Annotated in this window: 27 protein-coding genes; 6 read left to right on the top strand and 21 right to left on the bottom strand. The window is 63.9% G+C overall.

Annotated features, from left to right (window positions below):
* Nucleotides 1–136: 136 nt before the first annotated feature.
* Entirely contained in the window at nt 137–2,068 is a 1,932-nt protein-coding gene (gene ftsH / locus AC3IR3_RS07870) for an ATP-dependent zinc metalloprotease FtsH (protein WP_489196367.1), read from the bottom strand.
* Entirely contained in the window at nt 2,065–2,718 is a 654-nt protein-coding gene (gene rlmE, locus AC3IR3_RS07865) for a 23S rRNA (uridine(2552)-2'-O)-methyltransferase RlmE (protein WP_489196366.1), read from the bottom strand. Before rlmE ends, ftsH begins: the two co-directional genes overlap by 4 nt.
* 80 nt (nt 2,719–2,798) lie before the next feature.
* Here rlmE and yhbY point away from each other — a divergent pair, with 80 nt between their 5' ends.
* Genes yhbY through panE form a run of 3 tightly spaced genes read left to right on the top strand, consistent with a single transcriptional unit; the run spans nt 2,799 to nt 4,418 of the window.
* The gene (gene yhbY, locus AC3IR3_RS07860) at nt 2,799–3,095 is read left to right on the top strand and encodes a ribosome assembly RNA-binding protein YhbY (RefSeq protein ID WP_489196365.1); all 297 of its coding nucleotides are present in this window, start codon (nt 2,799–2,801) and stop codon (nt 3,093–3,095) included.
* Between the two features lie 7 nt (nt 3,096–3,102).
* Nucleotides 3,103–3,477: an Mth938-like domain-containing protein gene (locus AC3IR3_RS07855; RefSeq protein WP_489196364.1), complete on the top strand. Its 375-nt coding sequence runs from the start codon at nt 3,103–3,105 to the stop codon at nt 3,475–3,477.
* A 5-nt stretch (nt 3,478–3,482) separates the two neighbouring features.
* Nucleotides 3,483–4,418, top strand: coding sequence for a 2-dehydropantoate 2-reductase (panE, locus tag AC3IR3_RS07850; protein WP_489196363.1), 936 nt, complete (start codon nt 3,483–3,485; stop codon nt 4,416–4,418).
* A 20-nt stretch (nt 4,419–4,438) separates the two neighbouring features.
* Here the strand turns inward: panE and AC3IR3_RS07845 are convergent, their stop codons facing one another.
* From AC3IR3_RS07845 to surE, 4 genes are read right to left on the bottom strand one after another with little or no spacing between them, the layout of a single operon-like run.
* Entirely contained in the window at nt 4,439–5,464 is a 1,026-nt protein-coding gene (locus AC3IR3_RS07845) for a peptidoglycan DD-metalloendopeptidase family protein (RefSeq protein WP_489196362.1), read from the bottom strand.
* A 23-nt stretch (nt 5,465–5,487) separates the two neighbouring features.
* Complete coding sequence (locus tag AC3IR3_RS07840) at nt 5,488–6,096, bottom strand: YqaA family protein (protein ID WP_489196361.1); 609 nt, start codon at nt 6,094–6,096, stop codon at nt 5,488–5,490.
* Nucleotides 6,097–6,124: 28 nt separating this feature from the next.
* Entirely contained in the window at nt 6,125–6,808 is a 684-nt protein-coding gene (locus AC3IR3_RS07835) for a protein-L-isoaspartate(D-aspartate) O-methyltransferase (protein ID WP_489196360.1), read from the bottom strand.
* A gap of 1 nt (nt 6,809) precedes the next feature.
* Nucleotides 6,810–7,595: a 5'/3'-nucleotidase SurE gene (surE, locus tag AC3IR3_RS07830; protein WP_489196359.1), complete on the bottom strand. Its 786-nt coding sequence runs from the start codon at nt 7,593–7,595 to the stop codon at nt 6,810–6,812.
* A 122-nt stretch (nt 7,596–7,717) separates the two neighbouring features.
* Between surE and AC3IR3_RS07825 the strand changes: the two genes are divergently transcribed.
* Nucleotides 7,718–8,260 (top strand): Smr/MutS family protein, encoded by a 543-nt coding sequence (locus AC3IR3_RS07825; protein WP_489196358.1) that lies wholly within the window; start codon nt 7,718–7,720, stop codon nt 8,258–8,260.
* A gap of 207 nt (nt 8,261–8,467) precedes the next feature.
* Here the strand turns inward: AC3IR3_RS07825 and truD are convergent, their stop codons facing one another.
* The 10 genes from truD to pyrG all read right to left on the bottom strand — a co-directional run bounded on the left by truD (nt 8,468) and on the right by pyrG (nt 17,246).
* On the bottom strand, nt 8,468–9,484 hold the full coding sequence (gene truD / locus AC3IR3_RS07820; RefSeq protein WP_489196357.1) for a tRNA pseudouridine(13) synthase TruD: 1,017 nt from the start codon (nt 9,482–9,484) through the stop codon (nt 8,468–8,470).
* Nucleotides 9,485–9,500: 16 nt separating this feature from the next.
* Complete coding sequence (mgtE, locus tag AC3IR3_RS07815) at nt 9,501–10,928, bottom strand: magnesium transporter (protein WP_489196356.1); 1,428 nt, start codon at nt 10,926–10,928, stop codon at nt 9,501–9,503.
* Nucleotides 10,925–11,398, bottom strand: a complete 474-nt coding sequence (gene ispF, locus AC3IR3_RS07810; protein WP_132141417.1) for a 2-C-methyl-D-erythritol 2,4-cyclodiphosphate synthase — start codon at nt 11,396–11,398, stop codon at nt 10,925–10,927. The genes mgtE and ispF overlap by 4 nt, the downstream gene beginning before the upstream one ends.
* Nucleotides 11,398–12,087 (bottom strand): 2-C-methyl-D-erythritol 4-phosphate cytidylyltransferase, encoded by a 690-nt coding sequence (gene ispD, locus AC3IR3_RS07805; RefSeq protein WP_489196355.1) that lies wholly within the window; start codon nt 12,085–12,087, stop codon nt 11,398–11,400. The genes ispF and ispD overlap by 1 nt, the downstream gene beginning before the upstream one ends.
* A 1-nt stretch (nt 12,088) precedes the next feature.
* Nucleotides 12,089–12,412: a cell division protein FtsB gene (ftsB, locus tag AC3IR3_RS07800; RefSeq protein WP_132141862.1), complete on the bottom strand. Its 324-nt coding sequence runs from the start codon at nt 12,410–12,412 to the stop codon at nt 12,089–12,091.
* Between the two features lie 25 nt (nt 12,413–12,437).
* On the bottom strand, nt 12,438–13,733 hold the full coding sequence (gene eno, locus AC3IR3_RS07795; RefSeq protein ID WP_489196354.1) for a phosphopyruvate hydratase: 1,296 nt from the start codon (nt 13,731–13,733) through the stop codon (nt 12,438–12,440).
* Between the two features lie 23 nt (nt 13,734–13,756).
* Complete coding sequence (locus AC3IR3_RS07790; RefSeq protein ID WP_489196353.1) at nt 13,757–14,128, bottom strand: hypothetical protein; 372 nt, start codon at nt 14,126–14,128, stop codon at nt 13,757–13,759.
* Between the two features lie 120 nt (nt 14,129–14,248).
* A complete protein-coding gene (locus tag AC3IR3_RS07785; RefSeq protein WP_489196352.1) occupies nt 14,249–14,740 on the bottom strand; it encodes a hypothetical protein in 492 nt (163 codons plus the stop codon).
* The gene (kdsA, locus tag AC3IR3_RS07780; RefSeq protein WP_132141412.1) at nt 14,737–15,567 is read right to left on the bottom strand and encodes a 3-deoxy-8-phosphooctulonate synthase; all 831 of its coding nucleotides are present in this window, start codon (nt 15,565–15,567) and stop codon (nt 14,737–14,739) included. Before kdsA ends, AC3IR3_RS07785 begins: the two co-directional genes overlap by 4 nt.
* Nucleotides 15,564–17,246: a CTP synthase gene (gene pyrG, locus AC3IR3_RS07775; protein WP_132141411.1), complete on the bottom strand. Its 1,683-nt coding sequence runs from the start codon at nt 17,244–17,246 to the stop codon at nt 15,564–15,566. The genes kdsA and pyrG overlap by 4 nt, the downstream gene beginning before the upstream one ends.
* A 273-nt stretch (nt 17,247–17,519) precedes the next feature.
* Here pyrG and AC3IR3_RS07770 point away from each other — a divergent pair, with 273 nt between their 5' ends.
* Both AC3IR3_RS07770 and parE read left to right on the top strand, forming a co-directional pair.
* On the top strand, nt 17,520–19,319 hold the full coding sequence (locus AC3IR3_RS07770) for an aminopeptidase P family protein (RefSeq protein ID WP_489196351.1): 1,800 nt from the start codon (nt 17,520–17,522) through the stop codon (nt 19,317–19,319).
* A 108-nt stretch (nt 19,320–19,427) separates the two neighbouring features.
* Entirely contained in the window at nt 19,428–21,317 is a 1,890-nt protein-coding gene (gene parE / locus AC3IR3_RS07765; RefSeq protein ID WP_489196350.1) for a DNA topoisomerase IV subunit B, read from the top strand.
* A 310-nt stretch (nt 21,318–21,627) separates the two neighbouring features.
* Here parE and galU read toward each other — a convergent pair whose 3' ends face one another.
* The 5 genes from galU to AC3IR3_RS07740 are packed head-to-tail and all read right to left on the bottom strand — an operon-like array spanning nt 21,628 to nt 26,860.
* Nucleotides 21,628–22,503 (bottom strand): UTP--glucose-1-phosphate uridylyltransferase GalU, encoded by an 876-nt coding sequence (gene galU / locus AC3IR3_RS07760; protein ID WP_489196349.1) that lies wholly within the window; start codon nt 22,501–22,503, stop codon nt 21,628–21,630.
* Nucleotides 22,500–24,398, bottom strand: coding sequence for a polysaccharide biosynthesis protein (locus AC3IR3_RS07755; protein WP_489196348.1), 1,899 nt, complete (start codon nt 24,396–24,398; stop codon nt 22,500–22,502). The genes galU and AC3IR3_RS07755 overlap by 4 nt, the downstream gene beginning before the upstream one ends.
* Entirely contained in the window at nt 24,385–25,407 is a 1,023-nt protein-coding gene (locus AC3IR3_RS07750) for an MraY family glycosyltransferase (protein ID WP_489196347.1), read from the bottom strand. Before AC3IR3_RS07750 ends, AC3IR3_RS07755 begins: the two co-directional genes overlap by 14 nt.
* A 17-nt stretch (nt 25,408–25,424) precedes the next feature.
* Nucleotides 25,425–26,603 (bottom strand): lipopolysaccharide assembly protein LapB, encoded by a 1,179-nt coding sequence (gene lapB, locus AC3IR3_RS07745; RefSeq protein WP_132141405.1) that lies wholly within the window; start codon nt 26,601–26,603, stop codon nt 25,425–25,427.
* Nucleotides 26,600–26,860, bottom strand: a complete 261-nt coding sequence (locus tag AC3IR3_RS07740) for a LapA family protein (protein WP_489196346.1) — start codon at nt 26,858–26,860, stop codon at nt 26,600–26,602. The genes lapB and AC3IR3_RS07740 overlap by 4 nt, the downstream gene beginning before the upstream one ends.
* Nucleotides 26,861–26,914: the final 54 nt, after the last annotated feature.

The following is a 26,914-nucleotide window of genomic DNA, read 5'->3' as shown; positions in this document are numbered from 1 at the left end:
ACATTCGTGTACCGGATGGTCCAGAGGACGTCGAATAGACGTCCGAATAAGCAACCAAAGACCACCTGTTCCATCCATGGTCTGCCGGAAAAGAAAAAGGCGGCCAGTGGCCGCCTCTTCCCTCCTAACGCGATGCTTACAGCTGCGTCGCGGGATTTCCCACCTTGTCCGGTGCCGAGCCCGCATCGCCACGCGGAGACGGTGGCGGCGTCGAGCCAGGCTTCTGCCAGTCGGCCGGCGGACCCGGCTCGCGGTTGTTCATGATGTCGTCGATCTGGCGCGCATCGATGGTTTCGTACAGCAGCAGCGCGTCGGCCATCTTGTGCAGCTTGTCGATATTCGACGTCAGTAGCTCCTTGCTGCGCGCGTACGCGCGATCGAGGATCGTGCGCACCACCTCGTCGATCTTGCGCGCGGTCTCGTTGGACACGCTCTTGTGCTGCGTCACGGAGCGGCCGATGAAGACCTCGTCTTCCTCTTCGCCGTAGGTCACCGGACCGAGTTCGTCCGAAAGACCCCATTTCGTCGCCATGTTGCGTGCCATCTTCGTAGCACGCTCGATATCGTTCGATGCGCCCGTGGTGACCTTGTCGTGACCGAAGATGATTTCCTCGGCGACACGGCCGCCATACAGCGAGCACAGCTGCGATTCGATCGCGACCTTGTTGATGCTGTAGCGATCGCCTTCCGGCAGGTACATGGTGACGCCCAGCGCGCGACCGCGGGGAATGATCGTGACCTTGTAGACGGGATCGTGCTCGGGCACGAGGCGGCCGATGATCGCGTGACCGGCTTCGTGATAGGCGGTGAGACGCTTCTCTTCTTCGCTCATCGCCATCGAGCGGCGCTCGGAACCCATGAGGATCTTGTCGCGTGCGCGGTCCAGATGGCTCATGCGCACTTCGCGTGCGTTCTCGCGTGCGGCGAACAGCGCGGCCTCGTTGACGAGGTTGGCCAGATCGGCGCCGGAGAAACCGGGCGTACCGCGCGCGATGACCATCGCCTCGACGTCGGTCGCGGTCGGCACCTTGCGCATGTGCACCTTGAGGATCTGCTCGCGCCCCTTGACGTCCGGGAGGCCGACGACGACCTGACGATCGAAACGACCCGGACGCAGCAGCGCCGGATCGAGTACGTCGGGACGGTTGGTCGCCGCGATGACGATCACGCCCTCGGTACCCTCGAAGCCGTCCATCTCGACCAGCAACTGGTTCAGCGTCTGCTCGCGCTCGTCGTGACCGCCGCCCATGCCGGCGCCGCGATGGCGACCGACGGCGTCGATTTCGTCGATGAAGATGATGCAGGGCGCGTGCTTCTTCGCCTGTTCGAACATGTCGCGTACGCGGCTGGCGCCAACGCCCACGAACATTTCGACGAAGTCGGAACCGGAGATCGAGAAGAACGGCACCTTCGCCTCGCCGGCGATCGCCTTGGCGAGCAGCGTCTTACCGGTACCCGGCGGACCGACCATCAGGACGCCGCGCGGAATCTTGCCGCCCAACTTCTGGAACTTGCCTGGATCGCGCAGGAATTCGACCAGCTCGCCGACCTCTTCCTTTGCCTCGTCGCAACCCGCGACGTCGGTAAAGTTGACCTTGACCTGGTCTTCGCCCTGCAACTTGGCACGGGAACGACCGAAGCTCATGGCGCCACGGCCACCGGAGCCCGCCTGCATCTGGCGCATGAACCAGATCAGGACGGCGACGAAGATGATGATCGGCAGCCAGTTAATCAGAAGACCAAGCAGCGAGAAGCCGTTATCGGCCGGCTCCTGACGCACATCGGCGCCCTTGTCGCGCAGTTGCTTCACGAGCTCGCTGCTGGAAAGACCCACCATCGGCACCACGGTGCGATAGGTCGATCCGTCCTTCAGCTTGCCCGTGATGGTCGGCGGCGCGGTGGAGGTGATTGTGCTGGTGGCAACGTTGCCGTTGTCCACCTGCTGCGTGAAGTTCGTGTAGGACATGTCCTGCGCCGAACTGCCATGCGGATTGAAGGTCTGGAACACAGTCAGTAGCACGACCGCGATAATCAGCCAGAGCAACAGATTTTTTGCCATCTCGTTCATGCGCGGTTCTCGCCTTGTTGCCGGCTCCCGGGTTTCAGACCCGTAGCCAGCGCATAGACCTCAGGTGAACGGGCACGTGAGGCCTTCGGTTTACGCATCGTCACGCGCGAGAAGTCCGCGCGCAAGGTTTTCAGATAGTCGTCGAAACCCACGCCCTGGAACAGCTTGACCAGGAACGACCCACCGGGCTTCAGCCATTGACGACTGAAGTCGAGAGCCAGGTCGCAAAGGTCCATGGCGCGGATCTGATCGGCCAGAGCCACACCGCTCATATTGGGGGCCATATCGGACAGCACAAGATCGACCTTCTCGCCGCCGAGCATGGCCTCAAGTTCCCGCAGGACCGATTCTTCACGAAAATCGCCCTGCATGAAGTCAACGCCCGAAAGGCCGACCATGGGAAGGATATCCAACGCGATGACCTTGCCGGAGGACTCGCCCATACGCTGGCGGGCCAGCTGCGACCAGCCGCCGGGGGCCGCGCCAAGGTCGACGACGGTCATGCCGGGCCTGATCAGCTTGTCGCGTTCGATCAGTTCCTCGAGCTTGAAAATGGCGCGCGAACGCAGCCCTTCCGCCTGGGCGCGTTTGACGTAAGGGTCGTCGAAGTGTTCCTTGAGCCAGCGGGAACTACTTTTGCTGCGCGCCATTCAATGAGCCACAGATAGGGAGACAGAGTCTCGCATGATACCCTTTGCCGCATCGAAGCCGCGAATCGAACCTGAACGCAATGTCGCTCTCCCCTACCCAGCGCCGCTACCTGCGCAGCCTTGCCCACGACCTCAGCCCCGTCATCCTTTTGGGTAACAAGGGCGCCACGGAGGCTGTCGCGAAAGAACTGGCGCTGGCGCTCGACCACCACGAACTGGTGAAAGTTAAGCTCTCCGGCGGCGATCGCGAAGAACGCGATGCCCAGATCGGGTTCCTTATCGACGGCACGGGCGCGGAAGCCGTCCAGCAGATCGGCCATGTCGTCGTTCTGTTCCGCCGGAACGAACAGGACCCGAAGCTGGCCCTGCCGCGCTGATCCGCCCATGGAACTGTCGTTCGAACACCCTGGCGACTACCTTTTCGTACGCCGTGTCGGTGTCGATACGGTCACCATCGTCGACCGCGATTTCCACGCCAGCGTCCTGCTGACGCCCGAACGCGTGGTCGAAAACTGGGGCGTCACCGACGCCACAGCCATGACCCTGGCCCAGGTGGATGCCATCGCCGAGCTCAAGCCGGAAGTGGTGCTCCTGGGTACCGGCGAACGGCAGGTCTTTCCGTCCGCCGAAATCATGGCGGGCTTCCTGCGCCGCGGTATCGGCATCGAAGTGATGACCAACGGCTCTGCCGCCCGTACTTATAGCCTGCTCGCCGGCGAAGGCCGTCGCGTGCTTGCCGCCTTCATCCTTCCGGAGTGAACCCGATGCGTATCCTTGTTCTTGGCGCTGGCGGTACCGGCGGGTATTTCGGTGGGCGACTGGCCCAGGCGGGTGCGGATGTCACGTTCCTGGTCCGGCCGGCGCGAGCCGCCGAGCTGGATGCCGACGGCCTGGTCATTCGCAGCCCCCTGGGAGATGCAGCCTTCCCCGTGCGTCACGTACTCGCGGAAAACGTCGCCGGGGAAGCCCCGTTCGACGTGATCCTGCTCGCGTGCAAGGCCTACGATCTGGACACCGCCATCGACGCCGTCGCGCCCGCCATGGGGTCGGCGACGATGCTGCTGCCGATCCTCAACGGACTGGCCCACTACCCGCTGCTGGACCAGCGCTTCGGCGCGGAACGGATCATCGGCGGGATGTGCATCATCAGCGCCATGAAAGGACTGAAAGGCGAAGTACTGCACCTGGGCACACCCGCCTCCGTCACCTTTGGCGAACGACGGGCGGGCGAGCAGCGCGCGCGCTGCGAGAGCATCGCCGCCGCCTTCGCGAAGGCTGGCGTGGAGCACACGCATACGCCCGATATCGACGGCGCGCTCTGGACCAAGTTCAGTTTCCTGACCACGCTCGCGGCAGCTACGTGCCTGTTCCGCGCCAGCGTCGGCACGATCGTCGGCACCGACGACGGTCGTCAGTTCATGCTCGACCTGTATGCCGAATGCTCCGGCGTGGCGACGGCGTCGGGTCACCCCGTGCCGCCGCAGGCGCGGGAGATGGCGATCGGAGCCACGACCCAACCCGGCTCGCCGCTTACGGCGTCGATGTTGCGGGATCTGGAATCCGGCCAGCGCATCGAAGGCTCGCATATCGTCGGCGATATGCTGCGTCGCGCCCGCGCCGCCGGTGTGCCGGCGCCCTTGCTCGCTATCGTCTGGACTCATCTCCAGGCCTACGAGGCGCGACGATTGGCCGCGGGCTGACGCCCGGCGGCCCATATCTCTCAGCGCTGCGGCGGCAGGTATTGCAGCGGATCGACCGGATTGCCGTCGCGCCGGATCTGGAACTGGAGTTCGTCGCGACTCGCGCCGCTGGAACCCATTTCCGCCACGCTCTGGCCGGCTTTTACCTTCTCGCCTTCCTTCACCAGGCGCTTCCGGTTGTGCCCATAAGCGGACAGGAAACTGTCGCTGTGCTTGATAATGACCAGCTCGCCATATCCCACCAGACCATTGCCGCTATAGACCACCACGCCGTCCGCGGCGGAACGGACCGGATCGCCCGACTTGCCCGCGATCTCGATGCCGGGAATGGCGTCGCCCGATGAGAATTTCTTGATCAGCGTGCCGTCGGCCGGCCAGCGCCAGGCGATACCGCCGGCCGAACGGCTCGCACCGCTGGCGACGATCGGTGTCTCGGCCGGCGGGTTGACCACGGGCGGCGGCGGGGCCGACGCCGGTGCGTTCGGCGCCGCCGGAGGCGGTACGACGGATTCGGCGGGCTTGCCGGCCACCACGACAGGCGTATTCGTCGTCGTCGCGGGCGCCGGTACGGATGACACCGGCGGCGGCGCCTGGGTGACGTTCTGGACTGGCGGAGGTGTCGGTGCCGTATGGGCAGGCGGCGGCGCGGGCGTCGAAGGTTGCGAGGGCGAACGCGTCGCCGCGGCGATCGCAATCGCATTGCCCGCGGCGGGCTTCGCATGATCCCCGCCCGGCGGCGACAACCGTAGCGTCTGTCCGGGCCAGATGGTGTACGAGGAGTCGATGCCGTTCCAGCTGGCCAGCTCGCGGAAATCGACACGATTGCGGAACGCGATGCTGTAGAGCGTGTCGCCCTTCACGACCTGGTAGCTACCGCCCGGTGGCGGCGCGGTGTGAGGCGCACCGGCCGGCGTATAGCTGCCGCCGGTCCGGGTAACGACGACCGAACTGCGCGTCGCGGCGCAACCGGCGGCAACGACGGCCGCGGTCAGCACGGCGAAAAGAGCCAGCGTGCGCGGCACACCGGTAAGGGCATTCGTGAGCATCGCTGACTTCCTTTCGCAAGCACTCATCTGGACAGGAACCACCAGGCGATCAGTACGACGAGGACTACGATAACAGCCCAGCCTATTCGTTCGATGTGTTTGTGCAATATGCGTTCGGCGCGTTCGCCATAAATGCGGATCAGCAGCGCCAGCAACCATACCCGCTTGCCCCGGCCGATCAGCATGCAGATAAGGAACGGGATGACCGGCACGCCGACGATACCGCTGGCCCAGGTGACGAACTTCATCGGGACCACGGGTACCAGAGCCGCGAGCGCCAGCGCGATATACAGGCCGAACTGGTGCGACGCCATGCGGTCCTGCAGCGACAGTACGCCCTTGTGGATCGAATCGGCGGCGTGCACCGACTCAAGCAACGGAATCAGCGCCTGATAGGCGTAATGACCCAGCGCATACCCCACCAGCGAACCCAGCATCGAAAACAGCAGGCTGACGTTGGCGAAACGAAATGCCTTGCGCGGCTCGGCCAGCATCATCGGTGCCAGCATGACTTCGGGCATCACGGGAAAAATAAACGCCTCGACGAAGCTGAGCCCCGCCAGATAGCGCAACGCATGCCGATGACGTGCCCATACGATGGCGCGTTCGTAGAGAGAACCGAACAACTTCACTGCTTACTTCCCCTGGATTTGTGCGCCATCAACCGATGCCACCAAGCAACGGCACGAAGCTGACCGGGCCGAGTTCCTCGCGAATCGCGTCGCCGCTCTCGTCCTTCGTCAGGCGCACCAGCACCTGTTGGCTGGGCGAACCAACCGGCGCCACGAGTACGCCGCCCGGCTTCAGCTGCTCGAGCAGTTTCGTCGGAATGCGATCGCCGGCAGCCGTAAGAATGATGGCGTCGAACGGCGCCTCGGCGGGCCAGCCGAGTTTGCCGTCGTCATGCCGCGAACGCAGGTTTTCGATGCCCAGCTGACGGAAGCGGCGACGCGCCTGGCGCAGTAGTTCCTCGATGCGTTCCACGGTATAGACCTGCGGCACGATGGCGGCGAGCACGGCCGCCTGATAACCCGACCCCGTACCGATCTCCAGTACGCGTTCGGGCACGCCTTTCTCGATCAGCGCTTCGGTCATGCGCGCGACGATCCACGGCTGCGAAATCGTCTGGCCGTGACCGATGGGCAGCGCCGTGTTCTCGTAAGCGCGCGAATGCAGCGCCTGATCGATGAAATGGTGACGCGCCAGATTGCGTATGACTTCGAGCACGCGATCGTCGCGAATGCCCTCTTCCTGCAGCTTCGCAACCAGGCGGTCGCGCGCTCGCTGGGACGTCATGCCTTCGCCGCGCAAGGCCGAAGGTGGAAGCGAATGAAGGTTCACCATGTCAGGCCGCCTCCTCGCCGTGGTCTATCGCATCGGAAAGCGACTGCATCCAGCTGCTGACTTTTTCCAGCGCCTGGAAGCGGGTGAGATCCACGTGAATAGGCGTCACGGAAATGTATCCGCGACTGACCGCATTGAAGTCGGTACCGGGGCCCGCATCGTCCACTTCGCCGGCCGGACCGATCCACCAGATTTCCCGGCCACGCGGATCGTTGTCGCGAATGCACGGCGCCGCACGATGACGCTTGCCGAGACGGGTAACTTCGAAACCCTTGATGCTCTCCCACGGCAGGTCCGGCACGTTCACATTGAGGATCGTGTCGGCCGGCAGCGGATCGACCAGCAGGCGCTGCATCAGCAGCAACACGGCATTGGCCGCCGACGCATAGTGTTCGCCGATGTGGTCGCGCGTGACCAGCGAAACGGCAATCGCGGGCAAGCCGAGAAAACGCCCTTCCATCGCCGCTGACACCGTACCCGAATAGATGACGTCGTCACCAAGATTGGGCGCGTTGTTGATGCCGGAGACCACGATGTCCGGCTCCGACTCGAGCAGACCGGCCAGCGCCAGGTGCACGCAGTCCGTCGGCGTGCCGGCGACACGGTAATAACCGTTGTCCATGCGCAGCGCGCGAATGGGTTGATCCAGCGTGAGCGAATTGCTCGCGCCTGAGCGGTCGCGATCGGGGGCGACAACCGTCACCTTCCCTACTTCGGCCAGACGCTCGGCGAGTACCCGGATTCCCGGGGCGTCCACGCCGTCGTCGTTGCTTACCAGAACTTGCATGGTGATCCAGATCGTGATGCAGGGCGCCGGGTACCCGGCTGCCGCGAGTGATTCCTGTCGTCGAGTCTACCGGACCGGGGCCTCGGATTCATGGACGGCGACCCCATTGTAGGATGGAAGCCATGAAGCGCCGCCCGCCGACCATCGACGACAACGACAGCCGCCTTTTCCGCGAGGCGATCGGCGACGTGCGCCCGATGAGCGAGGTGGAGGCGCCTCCCGAGCGACCGCGCCCCGCGCCCTATCCGCATATGCGCGATGCCGACGAAGCGGCCGTACCGGCCGACTCCATGTTGATGGATTTCGATCCCGCGGACCTGGAGGTCGGCGAGGAACTGTCCTATCTGCGCGACGGGTATCCGCCGAAAATCCTGAAGCAGCTGAAGCGCGGCCAGTTCAGCATCCAGGCCGACGTCGACCTGCACCAGATGAACGCCGCCGCCGCACAGATGACCATTGCCGACTTCCTGGCCGAATGCCGGCACGAAGGCATTCGCTGCGTGCGGATCATCCACGGCAAGGGCCTGCGCTCGAAGGCGCAGGGGCCGGTGCTGAAAGGCCTGACCGACCGGTTGTTACGTCGTCGCGACGATGTTGTCGCATTTGCGTCGGCGCGGCCGATGCAGGGCGGGACTGGGGCGGTGGTGGTGTTACTGAAGGCCTGACGGAACAGCTCTCGTTCTCTGTGGGACCGCGCTTGCGCGCTTGTGCCAAGCAAAGATCAATGACGGTACGAAAGCCAACAGGGCAAGGAAGCCTGATGCTCACATTCGCGAGCCCGGTCTTCTGGCTGCGGATGCCACCCACCGCATCGCCGCTCCGTTGGCTTTCGCGCGCAAGCGCGCTCCCACAGAGAGCAAGCAATGAGCGGCTCAGCTCGTTCGTGCCACCTCGCGGATCACCGTCGTCGCATACGCACCCGACGGCAATCCGAACGACATTTCCAGCGCACCGTCTTCCAGCCAGCGCCACGCAAGATCGCGCGGAAACAACCGCAGCGGCCGGCGCTCCTGATCCATACGCGCACCGGCGAGGCCGTCGGCAAGATCCCGATCGCGCGCAGCGACGCTACGTTCCAGGTCGCCAGCTGCCGCCGTGGCCGGTGTCTCGCCACTGCCCCACAACGGGCCCGAGGGATGGATATCGCCGCTGGCCAGACGTCCGGCAAGTGTCTCGTCGAAGTCTTCGGGGCCGAACCACGAACGCGATCCGTCCAGCGCCCAGATCTCGCCATCCAGCGGCTGATCCCAACGCCCCTGCGTCACCCGCTCGGCCAGCACGCTGTTGAAGATATGCGAACGCGCCGCGGACAGGAGAATCGAACGCTTGTCCCGATCCACCCGGCGGCCGCCGAACATCTGCCGTGCCTGATCGACGTTGCTGCCGCCCAGACCGAAACGCTGCTCGCCGAAATAATTAGGCACGCCGCGCGCGGCAATATCCTTCAGGCGCGCTTCCGCCACGTCGCGTTCGCCCTGCACGTCGCGCAGCACAATCACGAAACGATTGCCGCGCAACGCGCCGCGTTTGATCTTGCGCTTGTGCCGGGCGCTGGAAAGTACCTTCACGTCCTCGTGCGGAAACGTCGACCAGTCGGGATCGGCCTTGCCAGGCAACTGCACCGTGAAAGCCTGCCGGGTGACGGCGTGGCGATCCTTCATGCCGGCATAGCTGACATTCATCGGCGACGTGCCGGCAAAGCGCGCCAGCTCCTTCGCCACCCAGTCGGTGTTCGCGCCGCGCTTCTCCACGATCAGCAGGGCATGCTCGCCCTCCCCGTCCGCTTCGTAGCCGAGGATCTCCTCGACGAAGAAATCGTCGGATGTTGCACGCAGGCGCGCTTCGAGCGGGGGATTGCCGAAGGCAAAAGGAAGTTCGTTGTCAGCCATGTCGGCTCCGTAAGGGTCAGAGCAGGAAGATCGTTGCCAGACCTAAGAAAATGAAAAAGCCGCCGCTATCGGTCATCGCGGTGATGAGCACGCTGGAGCCCAGCGCGGGATCGCGACCGGCCTTGATCATCAGCATCGGAATGCCGACGCCCATGAAAGCGGCAAGCAGGAGATTCAGCGTCATCGCCGACATCATGACCAGGCCGAGCGCGACGTTGCCGTAAAGCAGCCACGCGACCACGCCGATCACGCTGCCCCAGACGATCCCGTTGATCAGCGCGACACCCAGCTCCTTGCGCCAGAGGCGCCGGATACTGGCCACGCTTACCTGATCCAGCGCCATGGCGCGCACGATCATGGTGATGGTCTGGTTGCCGGAGTTGCCGCCGATACCGGCGACGATCGGCATCAGCGCGGCCAGCGCCACCAGCTTTTCGATCGAATGCTCGAACAGACCGATGACGCGCGAGGCGACGAAGGCGGTAACGAGATTGACGGCAAGCCAGGCCCAGCGATTGCGGATCGATTTCCAGACCGAGGCGAAAATATCTTCTTCTTCGCGCAGACCGCCGCGCGACAACGCCTCGGCCTCGCCTTCCTCGCGAATGAGATCGACCATCGCATCGACGGCGATGCGGCCGATCAACCGGCCGCTATCGTCCACCACGGGCGCGGTGACAAGATCGTAACGTTCGAATGCCTGAGCGACGTCGTATGCGTCGTCCTCGGGCCGGAACGTGTTCACGTCGGGCGCCATCACATCGTGAACCATGCGGTCGGGCGAATTGACCAGCAGCCAGTGCAGCGGCAGCACGCCGGTCAGGACATTCTCCGCGTTGACCACGAAAAGTTTGTCGGTCTGCGCGGGCAGTTCATCGAAACGGCGCAGATAACGCAGCACGACTTCGAGACTGATGTCTTCGCGGATGGTAACCATCTCGAAGTCCATCAACGCGCCGACCCGATCCTCGTCGTACGACATGGCCGACTGCACGCGCTGACGCTGTTCCGCATCGAGGCTGGCCATCAGCTCCGGCAGCATTTCGGTCGGTAGATCGTCGACCAGATCGGCCAGCTCGTCCGCATCCAGCGGCTCGACGGCGGCGAGAATCTCGCGGTCGTCCATGTCCGCGATCAGCGATTCGCGTACCGAGTCGGATACTTCGAGCAGGATCTCGCCGTCGCGATCCGCTTTTACCAGCTGCCAGACCGCAATACGGTCATGCAGCGGCAACGATTCGAGCACATCGGCCATATCGGCCGGATGCAGTTCGTCGAGTCGAGCCTGCAGCGCCGCATTCGTCGCGTCGAGCGCCGCCGTGTCGCCGTCGGGGGACCCAGGAGCGTGCAGCACGAGATCGTCGCGCCGGCGCAGCAGGTCGGTGATCGTTTCGATACGATCGTGCAGCCTGGGCGTGGCGACGCGGGATTCGGCTTCGGTCATGCACGCACCAGCAGGACGACGGCAAGCGCTGCGATGCCCTCGCGACGACCCGCGAAACCCAGTGTTTCGGTCGTCGTCGCCTTGATGCTGATCCGGTTGATGCCGACACCGAGATCGTCGGCGATGATCGCGCGCATCGCTTGCGCATGCGGCCCGACTTTCGGCGCTTCGCAGACGACGGTGACGTCCGCGTTGCCGAGTTCGTAACCATGTTCCAGCAACATGCCCGCGATGGCGCGCACGAAGGTCCGGCTATTGGCGCCTCGCCATTGCTCGTCCGACGGCGGAAAATGCTTGCCGATATCGCCCAGCGCCAACGCACCCAGCAAGGCGTCGCACAAGGCGTGGAGCACCACGTCACCATCCGAATGCGCGAGTACGCCCTGCGTGTGCGGCACGCGTATGCCGCCCAGCATCACATGATCGCCTTCGCCGAACGCGTGGACATCGAAACCCTGGCCGATACGCATCAGTTCGTTCTCCCGAGCAGGAATTCCGCCAGCGCGAAGTCGGCTGGTGTCGTCACCTTGATATTGTCCTCCGCCCCTTCGACGAGAAGAGGCGTCATGCCGCGACGTTCCATCGCCATCGCCTCGTCGCTCACCGCGATACCGTCTTCGCGCGCCAGCATCAGCGCGTCGACCAGTGCGCCGCGCCGGAACATCTGCGGCGTAAACGCACGCCAGCGGCGATCGCGCGGTTCGGTGCCAAGACTATGACCGGCCTCGTCCGCATGCTTGAGAGTGTCGCGCAACGGCGCACCGAGCAATCCACCCTCGCCACGTCCGGCCAGATCGATCAGTCGCTGGATATCGTCCAGCCGTACGCAAGGCCGAGCGGCATCGTGAACGAGTACGAAGTCCGAATGCGTCACGTCGGCTGGCAACCCTTCCAGCCCCGCCAGCACCGAATCGCTACGCTCGCCGCCGCCCGTGGTGGTAAGCACCGGCTTTCCACCCAGCGACGAAACGGGTTGCCAGAACGGATCGCCCGCACCGAGCACCACCATCAAGCCAGCGATGGCCGGATGGGCCGCCAGGCGGTCGAGCGTATGCGCGATCAATGGCCTGCCCGCCAGAAGCTGGTACTGCTTGGGACGATCGCCACCCGCACGCACACCGCGACCGGCGGCCGGCACGACACACCACAACGCGGCCATGTCAGTTACCGCCGTCGATGGGTGGCGGTGTGGGCGGAGTCGATGCGCGGGCCGGCTCGACGATCTGATAGAACGTCTCGCCCGGCTTGATGAGGCCAAGCTCCGAACGCGCGCGCGCTTCCGTTGCCTGCTCGCCGTGTTTCAGATCCTCGACATCCGCCGCCAGCGCCTGATTGCGTTTCTGCAGATCGAGGTTTTCCTCGGCCTGCGTTTTCACCCTGTCGCGGAGGGTTTCGACCTCGTGCATGCTGCCGCCACCGACCCACAGCTTCAGCTGCAGGGCGATGATCAGGATGACCAGAACCAGGCCGATCCAGCGCAATATGGCGGCGTTGCTCAAGGAACGAAGCTCAGCCGGGCAGCTTGGCGAGGTTCGGGAACGCGTTGCGGCCCGCATAGCGAGCCTTCGCGCCCAGTGCTTCCTCGATGCGCAGCAACTGGTTGTACTTGGCAACGCGATCGGTGCGGCACAGCGAACCGGTCTTGATCTGGGTAGCGGTGGTGGCCACGGCGATATCCGAGATCGTCGTATCTTCGGTTTCGCCCGAACGATGCGAGATGATCGCGGCGTACTTCGCCTTGTCGGCCATCGCGATGGCTTCCAGCGTCTCGGACAGCGTGCCGATCTGGTTGACCTTGATCAGGATCGCGTTGGCGATGTGCTTGTCGATGCCTTCCTTGAAGATCGCGGGATTGGTCACGAACAGATCGTCGCCGACCAGCTGCACGCTCTGGCCGGTCTTTTCGGTCAGCAGCTTCCAGCCGTCCCAGTCGCCTTCGGACATGCCGTCTTCGATGGTGACGATCGGATACTGCTTCGCCCACGAGGCCAGCAGGTCGACGAACTCGTGCGGGGTGTATTTCTTGCCTTCGCCTTCGAGGTCGTACTTACCGTCCTTGAAGAACTCCGTGCTGGCGACGTCGAGGCCGAGCAGGATATCGCTACCGACCTTGTAGCCGGCGTGGTTCACCGCTTCGAGGATCGTATCCAGCGCTTCGACGTTCGAGCGCAGGTCAGGCGCGAAGCCGCCTTCGTCGCCCACGGCGGTATTCAGGCCGCGGCCCTTCAGCACCGACTTCAGCGCGTGGAAGATTTCAGCGCCGTAACGCAACGCTTCGGCGAAGCTGGGCGCGCCGACCGGCAGCACCATGAATTCCTGCACGTCGACGTTGTTGTCGGCGTGCGCACCGCCGTTGATGATGTTCATCATCGGCACCGGCAGCGCGTTATCGCCGACCGACAGGTACTGCCACAGCGCCTGCTTGCGCGATGCGGCCACGGCATGCGCGGCGGCCATGGAAACGCCGAGCAGCGCGTTCGCGCCCAGCTTGCCCTTGTTCGGCGTGCCGTCCAGCGCGATCAGCTTGCTGTCCAGCCCCTTCTGGTCGGCCGCATCGAAGCCCTTGAGGGCCGTGGCGATCGTTCCGTTGACGTTGTTCACCGCGTTACGCACGCCCTTGCCGCCGTAGCGGGCCTTGTCGCCATCGCGCAGTTCGACCGCTTCGCGCGAGCCGGTCGATGCGCCGCTCGGCACCGCTGCCCGGCCGAACGAACCGTCGGCCAGCGTGATCTCGGCTTCGAGCGTGGGATTGCCGCGGGAATCGAGGATTTCGCGAGCGTGAATGCGGGTGATGTCAGTGGTCATGCGTATTCCGTAGAAGTTGGAAACTAATTAACCAGCGACCCGAGCGCAACAAGCGCCGCGGTGCCGACGAGAATGAGGATATTGAGCGAGAGGCCGATGGCCGCGAACGTGCGACGGCGATCCTGGCGGCGCAGGCCGACGATGCCAAGCACGACGCCGGCGACGGCGAGAAGAAGGAAAACGAACATGGTCAGGCCGATGACGCCGAAAGCCAGCGTGTCTTCGTCCGTGTGGCCAGTGGCGACCATCAGGCCCGAAACGGCGACGCACAACATGATGGCGACGCTGGCAACCAGCGATATGACGAACGAGGCGATGCCGTGACCGGACTGCGGAACGCGCGCGACGCCTGCCCGTGCGGGGGCCGGCGGCGTGTAGCCGGTCTCTTCGCTCATGTCGCGCCTCCTCCCGAAGCCGTGCGTAAGGTCTGGATACCGGCGGGAGAACGCGCCGGACCCCGTCATCATACTAAGGATGCCCACCATAAGTTCAGGACATCCTCATCCGGCCTGCCCTCAATGCGCGCCTTTTTCGAGCAGTTCGAGGTATCGCGGCGTGGTCGTGCAGGCACCCTGCGTGGCCATCGCCGTGAAATACCGCGCGTAGCCAACGCGAACCGCGGTTTCGGTACGTGTGCGGCCGTCCTGATTGGCGTCCATCATCAGCGCCATCAGAGCCTGGGTGGTTTCGTTGGCCGCAGCGGTTCCGTTTCCGCCGAGCGACTTGCGCCACGGCGATTCCGGATCGAGCAGCGCGAGCGCTTTCGTCTTCACCTCGGCGCCCTTGCCATCCTTGACGAGACGACGGCCAAGTTCGCCGCCGTTGATGTTCTGCTTGCTCATGTAGCCGTCTTCGCAGGCGGCCACCTGGCGATATTCGGCCATCAGCAGCTTCCATTCCTCGGACGTGAGAGGCGCATAGGGGTCGCGCGCCGGCGGTGCGGCGAATGCCTGCGCCGACAACAGCGCGGCGACGCCCAGCACCAGGAGGCGGATGCCCCGCCTCATGCGTGATCCCTGAATCCGCGACGCTTCACGGCCTGGTCGAGCTCCATCAGCGTTTCGAGGAGTTCTTCCATCTGATCGAGCGGCCACGCATTCGGGCCGTCGCTGAGCGCCTTGGACGGGTCCGGATGCGTTTCGGCGAACAAACCCGACACACCCACCGCGACCGCGGCACGCGCGAGCACCGGCACGAATTCGCGCTGACCGCCCGAACTGGTGCCCTGCCCGCCCGGCAACTGCACCGAGTGGGTGGCATCGAACACGACCGGGCAGTTCGTCTCGCGCATGACCGCGAGCGAACGCATGTCGGAGACGAGGTTGTTGTAACCGAAGCTGGCGCCACGCTCGCAAACGAGGATGTCGTTATTGCCGACGTCGAACGCCTTCTGCACGACGTTCTTCATGTCCCACGGCGCGAGGAACTGACCCTTCTTGATATTCACCGGCTTGCCGGCACGCGCGACGTTCTGGATGAAATCGGTCTGGCGGCAGAGAAACGCCGGCGTCTGCAGCACGTCGACGACGGCGGCGACCTCGTTCATCGGCGTGTATTCGTGCACATCGGTGATGACCGGCACGCCGATCTGTTCCTTCACCGCCGCCAGCACCTTCAGGCCTTCTTCCAGACCCGGGCCACGGAAGCTCGCGCCGGAGGAACGATTGGCCTTGTCGAAGCTCGACTTGAAGATGAAGTTCATGCCGAGGCGATCGGTGATTTCCTTCAGCTTGCCGGCAACGTCCAGTTGCAGTTGCATGGACTCGATGACGCAGGGACCGGCGATCAGGAACAGCGGCTGGTCCAGACCGACTTCGAAACCGCAAAGCTTCATGCAACCGACTCCTTCGAAAGGGTGGCGAGCTTGTCGCCGTCGCGAACCGCCTTGAACTCGCGCGCCGCGCGCACGAAGCCGATGAACAGCGGATGGCCGTCACGCGGCGTGGAGGTGAACTCCGGATGCGCCTGGCAACCCAGGAACCACGGATGGACCTGCTGCGGCAGTTCGACGATTTCCACCAGCAGATCGTCCATCGACTTGCCCGAGATGACGAGACCCAGGTCTTCGAACGTCTGGCGATAACGGTTATTGAATTCGTAACGATGACGATGACGCTCGCGCACCACGTCCTCGCCATAAAGCTCGCGGGCAAGCGTGCCGGCCTTCAGGCGGCATTCCTGCGCGCCAAGGCGCATGGTGCCGCCGAGGTCCGAACGCTCGGTGCGCTGCTCGACATCGCCACCGGACGTCGTCCACTCGGTGATGAGCGCGATAACCGGATCGGGGGTGTTGCGATCGTTCTCGCTGGAATCGGCGGCGGGGAGGCCCGCCAGATTGCGCGCGAACTCGACCACGGCGGCATGCATGCCGTAGCAGATGCCGAAATACGGCACGCGGTTCTCGCGGGCGTACTGCGCGGCGAGCACCTTGCCTTCGAAACCGCGCTTGCCGAAACCGCCCGGAACGAGGATGGCGTCGACATCGCCCAGCACCGCCGCGGCGCCACGCGCCTCGACGTCTTCGGAATCGACCCAGGTCAGGTTCACGCGCGCCGACTGCTTGATGCCGCCATGACGCAACGCTTCGCCGAGCGACTTATATGCATCCTTGTGTTCGACGTACTTGCCGACGATGGCGATAGTGACTTCGTCGTTCGGATGCTCGACGGCTTCGACCGTGCGCTCCCAGCCGGACAGGTCCGGCGCGGGCGCAGCGTCGAGGCCAAGGCGACGAACGACCAGTTCGTCCAGGCCCTGCTCGTGCAGCCACATCGGCAGCTTGTAGATGACGTCGACGTCGATGGTGCTGATGACAGCCTGCTTCGGCACGTTGGTGAACAGGGCGATCTTGTGGCGTTCGCCTTCCGGCAACGGCTGTTCGCAGCGGCACAGCAGCACATCGGGCTGGATACCGATGGAACGCAGTTCCTTCACCGAATGCTGGGTCGGCTTGGTTTTGATCTCGCCGGCTGCCTTGATGTACGGCACCAGGGTGAGATGGATGAACATGCACTTCTCGGGGCCATGCTCGATACGCAGCTGACGGATCGCCTCGAGGAAGGGCAGCGATTCGATATCGCCGACCGTGCCGCCGATTTCCACCAGCGCGACGTCGTAGCCGCGCGTGGCCTCATGGATCGAGTGCTTGATCTCGTCGGTGATGTGCGGGATGACCTGCACGGTGGCACCGAGATAATCGCCACGGCGTTCCTTGCGAATCACCGATTCGTAGATCTTGCCGGCCGTGATCGAATTCTTGCCGGTCAGGCGCGTGCGCACGAAGCGCTCGTAGTGGCCCAGGTCGAGATCGGTTTCGGCGCCGTCGTCGGTAACGTAGACCTCGCCGTGCTGGAAAGGACTCATGGTGCCCGGATCCACATTGATATACGGATCGAGCTTCATCATGGTCACGGAAAGTCCGCGCGCCTCGAGAATGGACGCAAGCGACGCCGCTGCGATGCCTTTCCCGAGGGAAGACACCACACCGCCGGTGACGAAAATCAGGGGAGTCATGCGAGCAGCCAATGCTGGAAATCGGCATTTTAGCGGAGCGCGACCTCGCGGGCGAGTGCCCTGACTGAATGAGGGGGTTTTGGAGCGGGGATTGGGGGTGGGTAGTGGGGGTGCAAATCCGGCAAATGCCCGAGGGTACGGGTAGCGCCAGGCAGACGTAGGATCGACGTAACGCTTGTCGTACCCTCAGGCTTTCGCCGGATTTGCGCCCCCACTACCCACCCCCAATCCCCGCTCTTCTACCTCCAGCTTCGTAGCCTTACCATGGAGGGCATGACCGTCCCCAATGTCCCCGCCCGTCTCGCCGCACTGCGCGAGGCCATGTCGCAGCACGGCGTCGCCGCCTGCATCGTTCCCACCGCCGACCCGCATCTTTCCGAGTATCTACCGCCGCGCTGGCAGGCGCGGGAGTGGCTCTCCGGCTTCACCGGATCGGCTGGCACACTGGTCGTCACCGCCGACGCCGCCGGGCTGTGGACCGATTCGCGCTATTTCGACCAGGCGGCACGCGAACTGGACGGGTCCGGCATTCCGCTGATGAAAATGCGCGTCCCGCACACGCCGGAGTACCTCGACTGGGTGCTGGAGCGCGTTGGAACGGGCGCCAGAGTGGCCATTGCGGGCGACAGTGTATCCATCGCCTCGTCGGTGGCGATGGGGCGTCGGCTGGCGGAAGCGGGGGCCGAACTGCTGACGGATAGGGATCTGCCAGGCCGGATATGGACGGATCGCCCCGCCATGCCGTCCGCTCCGGTTTTCGAGCACTCGGCGCCCTACGCTGCCGTGTCGCGCACGGAAAAACTGCGCCGTGTCCGCAAGGGCATGAAGCACGCCGGAGCCAACCGCCATTTTCTTTCCAGCCTGGACGACATCGCCTGGTTGACTAACCTGCGCGGCGCGGATGTCGACTACAACCCGGTCTTCCTCGCTCACCTGTTGCTGGACAACGAACGCGGCACCCTGTTCACCGACCGCGCCAGACTGGCCCGCGGCGTCGAGCAAGCACTAGCCGCCGACGGCATCTCGGTCGCCGATTACGCCACGGCCGCAGCCGCCCTGGCCGCGCTTCCCGACGACGCGACGCTGCTTATCGACACGCAGCGCGTCGTGCTGGCCATTTCGAGCGGCCTTCCGTCCTCCGTGAAGATCGTCCTGGGCGCCAACCCTTCCACGGCCCTGAAAGCACGCAAGACGCCCGACGAGCTGGACCACATCCGCGATGCGATGCGCCGCGACGGCGCCGCGCTGGTGCGCGCCTTCCGCCGTATCGAGACCGGCCTGGCCGCGGGCGAAGCGCTGACCGAACTCGATGTCGACACCTTCGTTCGCGAAGCCCGTTCCGTGCAAACCGGCTTCGTCGGCGAGAGTTTTTCGACCATCGCCGGTTACGAAGCCAACGGCGCACTGCCGCACTACCGTGCGACGCCGGAACATCACACGGCGCTGGCTGCGAAAGGTCTGCTGCTGATCGATTCGGGCGGCCAGTATCTGGGTGGCACCACCGATATCACCCGTGTGCTGGCCCTGGGGCCGACCACCGACGATCAGCGCCGCGACTCGACGCTGGTGCTCAAAGGCATGATTCACCTCAGCCGCACACGCTTCCCCAAGGGAGCCAGCGGCCCGCAGCTCGATGCGCTGGCCCGCGCACCGCTCTGGGCGGCCGGCATGGACTTCGGTCACGGCACCGGCCACGGTGTCGGCTACTTCCTCAATGTGCACGAAGGTCCACATGGCATCCGTCCGCCCGTGGCAGGCGGTGCGCTGGTTCCGCTGGAGCCGGGCATGATCACCTCGATCGAACCGGGCCTGTACAAGCCCGGGCGTTACGGCATCCGCCACGAGAATCTCGCGGTGGTCACCGAAGCCGACAGCACCGAGTTCGGCGATTTCATGGCGTTCGAAACGCTGACCCTCTGCCCGTTCGACCGCCGCGGGCTGGAACCGCGCTTGCTGGAACCGTCGGAACGCGCATGGCTGGACGATTACCACGCCACCGTGCGGGCCGCCCTGTCGCCTCTTCTGGAAGGCGCGGACCGCGAATGGCTGGAGTGGCACTGCGCGCCGCTATAGACGCGCGCTTCAGACCTGTCAGTCTCAGGGCATGACACCCGCCTCCGCTAACTTGACCTCCTCCGCCGTGCCGCCCATCCTGCACGGCTCCGAACGACCGCGAACCTCATGAATACTCGTTACAACGCTTCCGACATCGAAGTCCTTTCGGGCCTTGACCCCGTCAAGCGCCGGCCGGGCATGTACACCGACACCTCGCGGCCGAACCATCTCGCGCAGGAAGTCATCGACAACTCGGTCGACGAAGCCCTCGCGGGGCATGCGAAAACCATCGAAGTTACGGTATTCGTGGACGGCTCGGTCGAAGTCATCGACGACGGCCGCGGCATGCCCGTCGACATCCATCCCGAAGAAGGCGTGCCGGGCGTCGAGCTGATCCTCACGCGCCTGCATGCCGGCGGCAAATTCAATAACAGCAACTACGCATTCTCCGGCGGCCTGCACGGCGTGGGCGTGTCGGTGGTCAATGCGCTTTCGACGCGCGTTGACGTCACCATTCGTCGCGACGCGCAGGAATACCGCATGTCGTTCGCCAACGGCGACCGCATCAGCGACCTGGACATCATCGGCACGGTACCCAAGCGCCGCACCGGCACCACGCTGCGCTTCTGGCCCGACCCGAAATACTTCGACACGCCGAAGATCCTGGTCTCCAAACTCAAGCACCTGCTGCGCGCGAAAGCCGTGCTGTGCGCCGGTCTCACCGTGCGCCTGCTCGACGAAGCAACCGGCGAAACCACCGAATGGTTCTACGAAGACGGCCTGTCCGATTACCTGCGCGGCGCGCTGGAAGGCGCCGAGTCCCTGCCGCCCGATCTGTTCGTGAAACACTTCGCGCGCGAAACCGACGCGGTCAGCGTCGCGCTCGCATGGTTGCCCGAAGGCGAACTCGTCCAGGAAAGCTACGTCAACCTCATTCCCACCGCACAAGGCGGCACGCACGTGAACGGCCTGCGCTCCGGTCTGACCAATGCGATCCGCGAATTCTGCGATCTGCGCAGCCTGCTACCGCGCGGCGTGAAACTGGCGCCGGAAGACGTATGGGAACGGCTGGCATTCGTGCTCAGCGTAAAGCTGCAGGACGCGCAGTTCGCCGGTCAGACGAAAGAACGACTGTCCTCGCGCAACGCCGCCGGCGTGGTCGAGAACATCGTGCACGACGCCTTCAGCCTGTGGCTCAATCACCACGTCGAACTCGGCGAACGCATCGCGCAGCTCGCCATCGAACGCGCGTCCGCACGCCTGAAAGCCGCCAAGCAGGTCATCCGCAAAAAAATCACGCAAGGCCCCGCCTTGCCCGGCAAACTGGCCGACTGCGCATCGACCGACCTCGCGCGCACCGAACTCTTCCTCGTCGAGGGCGACTCCGCCGGCGGCTCCGCCAAGCAGGCACGCGACAAAGACTTCCAGGCCATCCTTCCGCTGCGCGGCAAGATCCTCAACACATGGGAAGTAGAGTCGGGCGCGGTCCTCGCCTCGCAGGAAGTCCACGACCTCGCCGTCGCCATCGGCTGCGATCCCGGCAAGGACGACCTCAGCGGATTGCGCTACGGCAAAGTCGTCATCCTCGCCGACGCCGACTCCGACGGCCTGCACATCGCCACCCTGCTCTCCGCGCTGTTCCTGCGTCATTTCCCGTCGCTGGTTCGCGAAGGCCATGTCTTCGTCGCCATGCCGCCGCTGTTCCGCGTCGACGTGGGCAAGCAGGTGTTCTACTGCCTCGACGACGAAGAAAAGCGCCTGATGCTCGACAAAGTGGAGCGCGAAAAAATGAAGGGCGCGGTCAGCGTCACGCGCTTCAAGGGCCTGGGTGAAATGAATCCCGCCCAGTTACGCGAATCCACCATCCATCCCGACACGCGCCGCCTCGTGCAACTCACCGTCGAAGCCGACGATGGCACGACGAAGCTCATGGATATGTTGCTCGCGAAAAAGCGCGCGAGCGATCGCAAGCAGTGGCTCGAAGAAAAGGGTGACCTGGCGACACTCGAAGTCTGAGCATCTTTTCTGCTCTTTTTCAGGAGTGCGCTTGAGCGCGATGGCCTGTCCTCCGGGCCGCACGAAGTGCTGAATCACCGTTATCGCGATAACCCACCGCACCGCACTGGCTTCCTGCCTGCGCAGGAATGACGGTGAGGGGTAAGGGTGGTGCGAGGGAACATCAGCGGTTCGCTTTGCTCTTCACACCCATACCCTCACCGCCCGACGTGGGCCCGGCGAGGGGGCCGGCTGGTTCCCCGCGACGACGCCCCGAATTGCGACGCTCTTCTAGTGCAAGCCGGTCAAACACGCCGAAAAGCGCAACCCATCAAACGTGCTTAGAAGCAAACTCCCGAACAACAGAAGCCAGCTTCGGATCCTGCATAGCCATATGCATCGTGGCGCGAACCAGCCCGACCTTATTGCCGCAATCGAACCGCTCGCCCTCGAAACGATACGCCAGCACCTTGCCCTGATCCTTCAGCAAATTCTCGATAGCGTCGGTCAACTGAATCTCGCCACCGGCACCCGCCTTCGTCTCGCTCAGGTAGCGGAAAATGCTACCCGGCAAAACATAGCGTCCGACCACGGCAAGATTCGACGGCGCGTCGGCGGGCTTCGGCTTCTCCACCATATGCTTGATGCGCGCGGCACGATCGGAAATCGGAGACGCATCGACGATGCCGTACTTGTCGGTATCTTCGTGCGGCACCTCTTCCACGGCGATCACACCGGCATCCTCTGCCTGAGCAAGCTCGGCCATCTGGCGCAGTGCGCCCTTACCCTTATTCCAGATCAGATCGTCCGGAAGAACCACGCCAAAGGGCTCATCGCCAACCACCGGCGCCGCGCAAAGTACCGCATGGCCCAGACCGAACGCTTCCGGCTGAGTGACAAAGACGCAACGCACGTGACGCGGAAGAATGCCTCTCAGAATACCGAGGAGTTCTTCCTTGTTCTTCTCCGCCAGCTTCGCTTCCAGCTCATAAGCCTTATCGAAGTAATCGGCAATCGCATGCTTGTAACGATTCGTGACGAACACCAGCGTATCGGCGCCGGCATCCACCGCTTCGTCGACCGCATACTGAATCAGCGGACGATCCAGCACCGGCAGCATTTCCTTGGCCACAACCTTCGTCGCGGGAAGAAAACGCGTACCGAGGCCGGCAACGGGGAATACCACCTTGCGCAGCGGTTGGGTCATGCTTTATCTCCATTTTCGTTTCGTCGGAGCGGCACCACGTTGTCCGTCTGCGCCTCAGTCCAGCGGAACGATGGCAGCAGTTGGGATACGCAGCGACGCAGGGCGTCTTCGTCGAATACGGCCGCGGCCTCTTCGGCACGGGCCAGCTGAACCTGCAACAGGTCCCACGACACCTGACGGTGCTGGGCCTGGAAGATCTTCGCGTGCGTCGTGCTGGTGTAATTCTCCAGCGGGTGGAACAGTTCTTCGAACAGCTTCTCGCCCGAACGCAGTCCCGTGTAGACAATCTGGATATCCGAGCCGGGGCGCTTGCCCGCGAGACGAATCATCTGCTCGGCCAGGTCGCGGATTTTCACCGGGTCGCCCATGTCCAGCGCGAATATCTCGCCGCCACGACCGAGACTGGCCGCCTGCAGAATGAGCTGACAGGCTTCCGGGATAGTCATGAAGTAACGCGAAATTTCGGGATGCGTAATGGTGACCGGCCCACCGGCGCGGATCTGTTCGCGGAACAGCGGCACGACGGAGCCCGCCGAGTCGAGCACGTTACCGAACCGGACGGTAATGAATCGCGTGGACGTGTGTGCGGCAAGGTTCTGGCACCAGATTTCGGCCATGCGCTTGCAGGCGCCCATCACGCTCGTCGGATTCACGGCCTTGTCGGTCGAAATAAGGACGAACGATTCCACGCCATAGCGCACGGCCGCGCTGGCCACCACGCGCGTGCCGACCACGTTATTGCGGAATGCTTCGCGCAACTGGCCCTGGAGCATCGGCACGTGCTTGTACGCGGATGCATGGAACACGATCTGCGGCTGCACTTCCTCGAACACGCGCTGGACCGCAACGGGATCGCGCGCGTCGGCAAGCACGCCGTTGAATACCATTTCCGGATAGGCGGAAGTCAGTTCCTGGCCAATCCGGTAGAGGTTGTATTCGGACAGTTCCACCACGGTCAGCGACTGTGCGCCAAGACGCGCCACCTGACGGCATAGCTCGGAACCGATAGAACCGCCACCGCCCGTCACGAGGACACGACGGCCACTGAGATTTTCGCGAATAGCCGTCCAGTCGAGCTCCACCGCGTCGCGACCGAGGAGGTCTTCGATGGCCACTTCCTTGATCTCGTTGAACTGCGCGCGACCGGCGACGACGTCCTCCAGGCGGGGAACGGTGCGGAACGGCAAGGCCGTGCTTTCGCAGATCGAAACGATGCGACGCATTTGTGCCGTCGTGGCACCGGGGACGGCGATCAGCAGCATCTGCACGGCAACCGCGCGGGCAAGCTCGGGGAGTTGCTCGATGTTGCCAAGTACGGGAACGCCGTTGATCTGCGCGCCGCGCAATGCGGGATTGTCGTCGACGAAACCGATAACGCTGTAACGGCTGTCGCGACGCAGGTCGCGCGACAGGGCTTCGCCGGCCCTGTCGGCACCGACGACCAGTACGCGCTTGGTCGGCGTCGACTGGAACAGGTCGACGCGGCTGTCTTTCCAGAACCGGTAACTGAGGCGCGGAGCCCCCAGCAATATCGCGAGTACCACCGGATACACCAGCAGTACGGAACGCGGCACGCCATCGAGGCGTGCGTACATGACCATCGCCAGTCCGATGATCAGGGCACCGATGATGGTGGCCCGGAGAATATTCCAGAGGTCGGGCAGGCTCGCGAAGCGCCATACCCCCTTGTACAGACCGGTCCAGTTGAACACCGCGCCCTGCACGAGCAGCACGATCGGGAATTCCATGGGCAGATAGGAGACTGGCGCGATATCGGGCATCAGCGCGTAGCGCATGGCCTTGGCGATCCACCATGCCAGTGCCGCCATCGCAAGATCGTGCGCTACGACCGCGGTCCGGGGATGGATGATGCCTATGATCTTACGTAGAAACATGACGAATCCTTCGATGCAAGCACCATTGCTTGCCGCCACGCCAGACGACCGTTGCCAGCAGGTACGTCGCCACGCAGAGTGCGGGCGCCGCCCCAGGCCAGCGGAACGCTATCCATGCGACAGGTACACAAACGAGAACATTCCACGCGAAATAGACCCTGGCTACCCTCGCATGCGAGGCGCCTTGTCTGACTAACCACTGATATAGATGCTCCCTATGGGGAGTGTACCAGCGGCTACCTCGAAGCATGCGCACGAGAAGCGTCAAGGTTGCGTCGATAACAAAGGCTGAACTAAGGATCAGCGCAGGCCAGAGAAGTTCCGTTCTCCACACCCAGAGCAGGCCGGTCAGGCCGAATACGAAGAAGCCCAGCGTGCCGCTGCCCACGTCGCCCATGAAGATACGGGCGGGCGAACGATTGAACCACCAGAACCCCGTCGCGGCGGCGGTCAGCGCGATGCCCGCGCCAGCGATGCCCGGCGCGCCGGCAAACCAGGCCAGAATCGCCATTCCCGCACTGGCGAACATGGACTGCTGCGCGGCGAGCCCGTCGATGCCGTCCATGAAGTTATGCAGATTGATCGACCAGACCCCGGCGAGCAGGAGCGGCAACGCCCATAGCAGGCTGGACGTCCCTACGGCCAACACCAGGGCAAATGCCAGCGTGGCTGCCAACTGAATGGCGAGACGTGGCCGGATCGGCAGGGAGCCATGATCGTCCAGCCAGCCAATGGCGGCGACCGCGATCGTTGCGACGGCGAAGGTCGCCACGGTCATCCCCGCCTGGAACGGAGGCAGCCACAACAAGGCTGCCGACATACCCACCAGCGAGCCCATCACGATACCGATGCCGCCGCCGCGTGGCGTCGGCATCGTGTGCGAACGGCGGCGACCGGGCGCATCGAGCATGCCTTTGCGATGCGCATAGCCGATAGCCATCCGCACGGTCGCGAACGACAGGACAAACGCCACGATGGCGCAGGTGGCAATGACACTTCCCGGCGACATTCCCCCGATGCCCGGCGTCATTCGTTCGCGACGCCATGAATGGGACGAACGGTTCCCCAGCCTTTGCAGCTTGGGCACTGCCAGTGATGGGCCTTGGCACCGAAGCCGCAGCGGCTGCAACGATACATCGCCTGCCCTTCCAGCAACTTGCGGGTCAGGTCGCGAAGGATCAGGTAGTTCTCGCGCGCCTCGCCGGACACCTTGTCCATCGTCGCGTCGATCAAGGCCATCAGGCCGCGTACGGAAGGCCGTTTGCGCAACTGACCGGTAAGGAAGTCGATGGCCGTCCGTTCGCCGTCGCGCCCTTCATAAAGACGGGTAAGCGCAAGCACCGGCGATATGCCGTGGTAACGCTCCATGATTTCGCGCAGGAAGCGCTCGGCGCGCTCCATCTGCTGCGACCGTGCATAGCAATTCAGCAACGGCGGAAGGATTTCGGGAACGAAGGCGATGTCGGCGGCGATAGCCGCCTCGTAGGCGTCGACACCCAACCCGACTTCGCCTTCCTCCGCGTACAACCGTCCCATAAGCATATGCGCGCGCACACAGTCGCGCTGGCAGATAAAGGCTTCGCGCAGATACTCGCGCGCTTCGGTACGTGCACCGTGCTGACGGGATTGCTCGGCCAGTTCGCAATAGAACTGCGCGATCATCGCCGACTCGTCTTCGCCAGTCATAGCTTCCATGCGGCGCGCATGATCGATGGCTTTGTGCCATTCCCGTTCGTGCTGGTAAATCGCGATCAGGTGACGCAACGCCGACGGCGCAAGCGCGTCCATCGCCACCAGATCGGAAAAAAGCGTTTCGGCGCGATCGAGCAAGCCGGCGCGCATATAGTCTTCGCCGAGTTCGAGCAGCGCGACGGTTTTCATTTCGTCGGAAAGCCCCGGCCGGGAGACCAGATGCTGGTGCAGACGGATGGCGCGATCGACTTCGCCCCGCTTACGAAACAGGTTGCCCAACGCGAGATGGGTTTCGACCGTGTCGCGGTTGTACTCGGCCAGACGCACGAAGACTTCCAGCGCCTTGTCCTGCTCTTCGTTGAGCAGATAGTTCAGGCCGCGGAAATAGTCCGACGACAGTTCGTTGACCCGATCGCCCGAGCGTTTGACATGGGTACGTTTTGCCGCCCACCAGCCGCTGGCGAATGCCAGGGGCGGGATCAGGGCGAGCAGCCACAGCCAGAGGGAATTCATGCGGTAGGCGCGATCGCAGCCTTGCTTTCGATGCGTTCGCGACGGCGACGGCGCCGATGGGCGAACGAGGTCCCCAACCAGGCGGTCAGACCGCCGAGCAGCCAGCCGACCAGTACGGCCGCCAGTACCGCGGCGCCCTTGGGCACGGAGGCATGGGCAAAACCGAGGTCATAGGACACGAGGTCCGCGTTCAACGCCCCGAACACGATGCCGGCGGCGATGAATACCAGGAGGACAATGATGGCAAGAAGACGCATCGGCCGACTTTAACCGATTCAAACGGGAGGCTGTAGGACCTGGTTAGCGATTCG

The sequence above is a fragment of the Luteibacter sp. GL_149 genome, assembly GCF_057834065.1.
The sequence above is the reverse complement of the archived record's forward strand: the minus strand, read 5'-3'. Positions and strand labels throughout refer to the sequence as shown.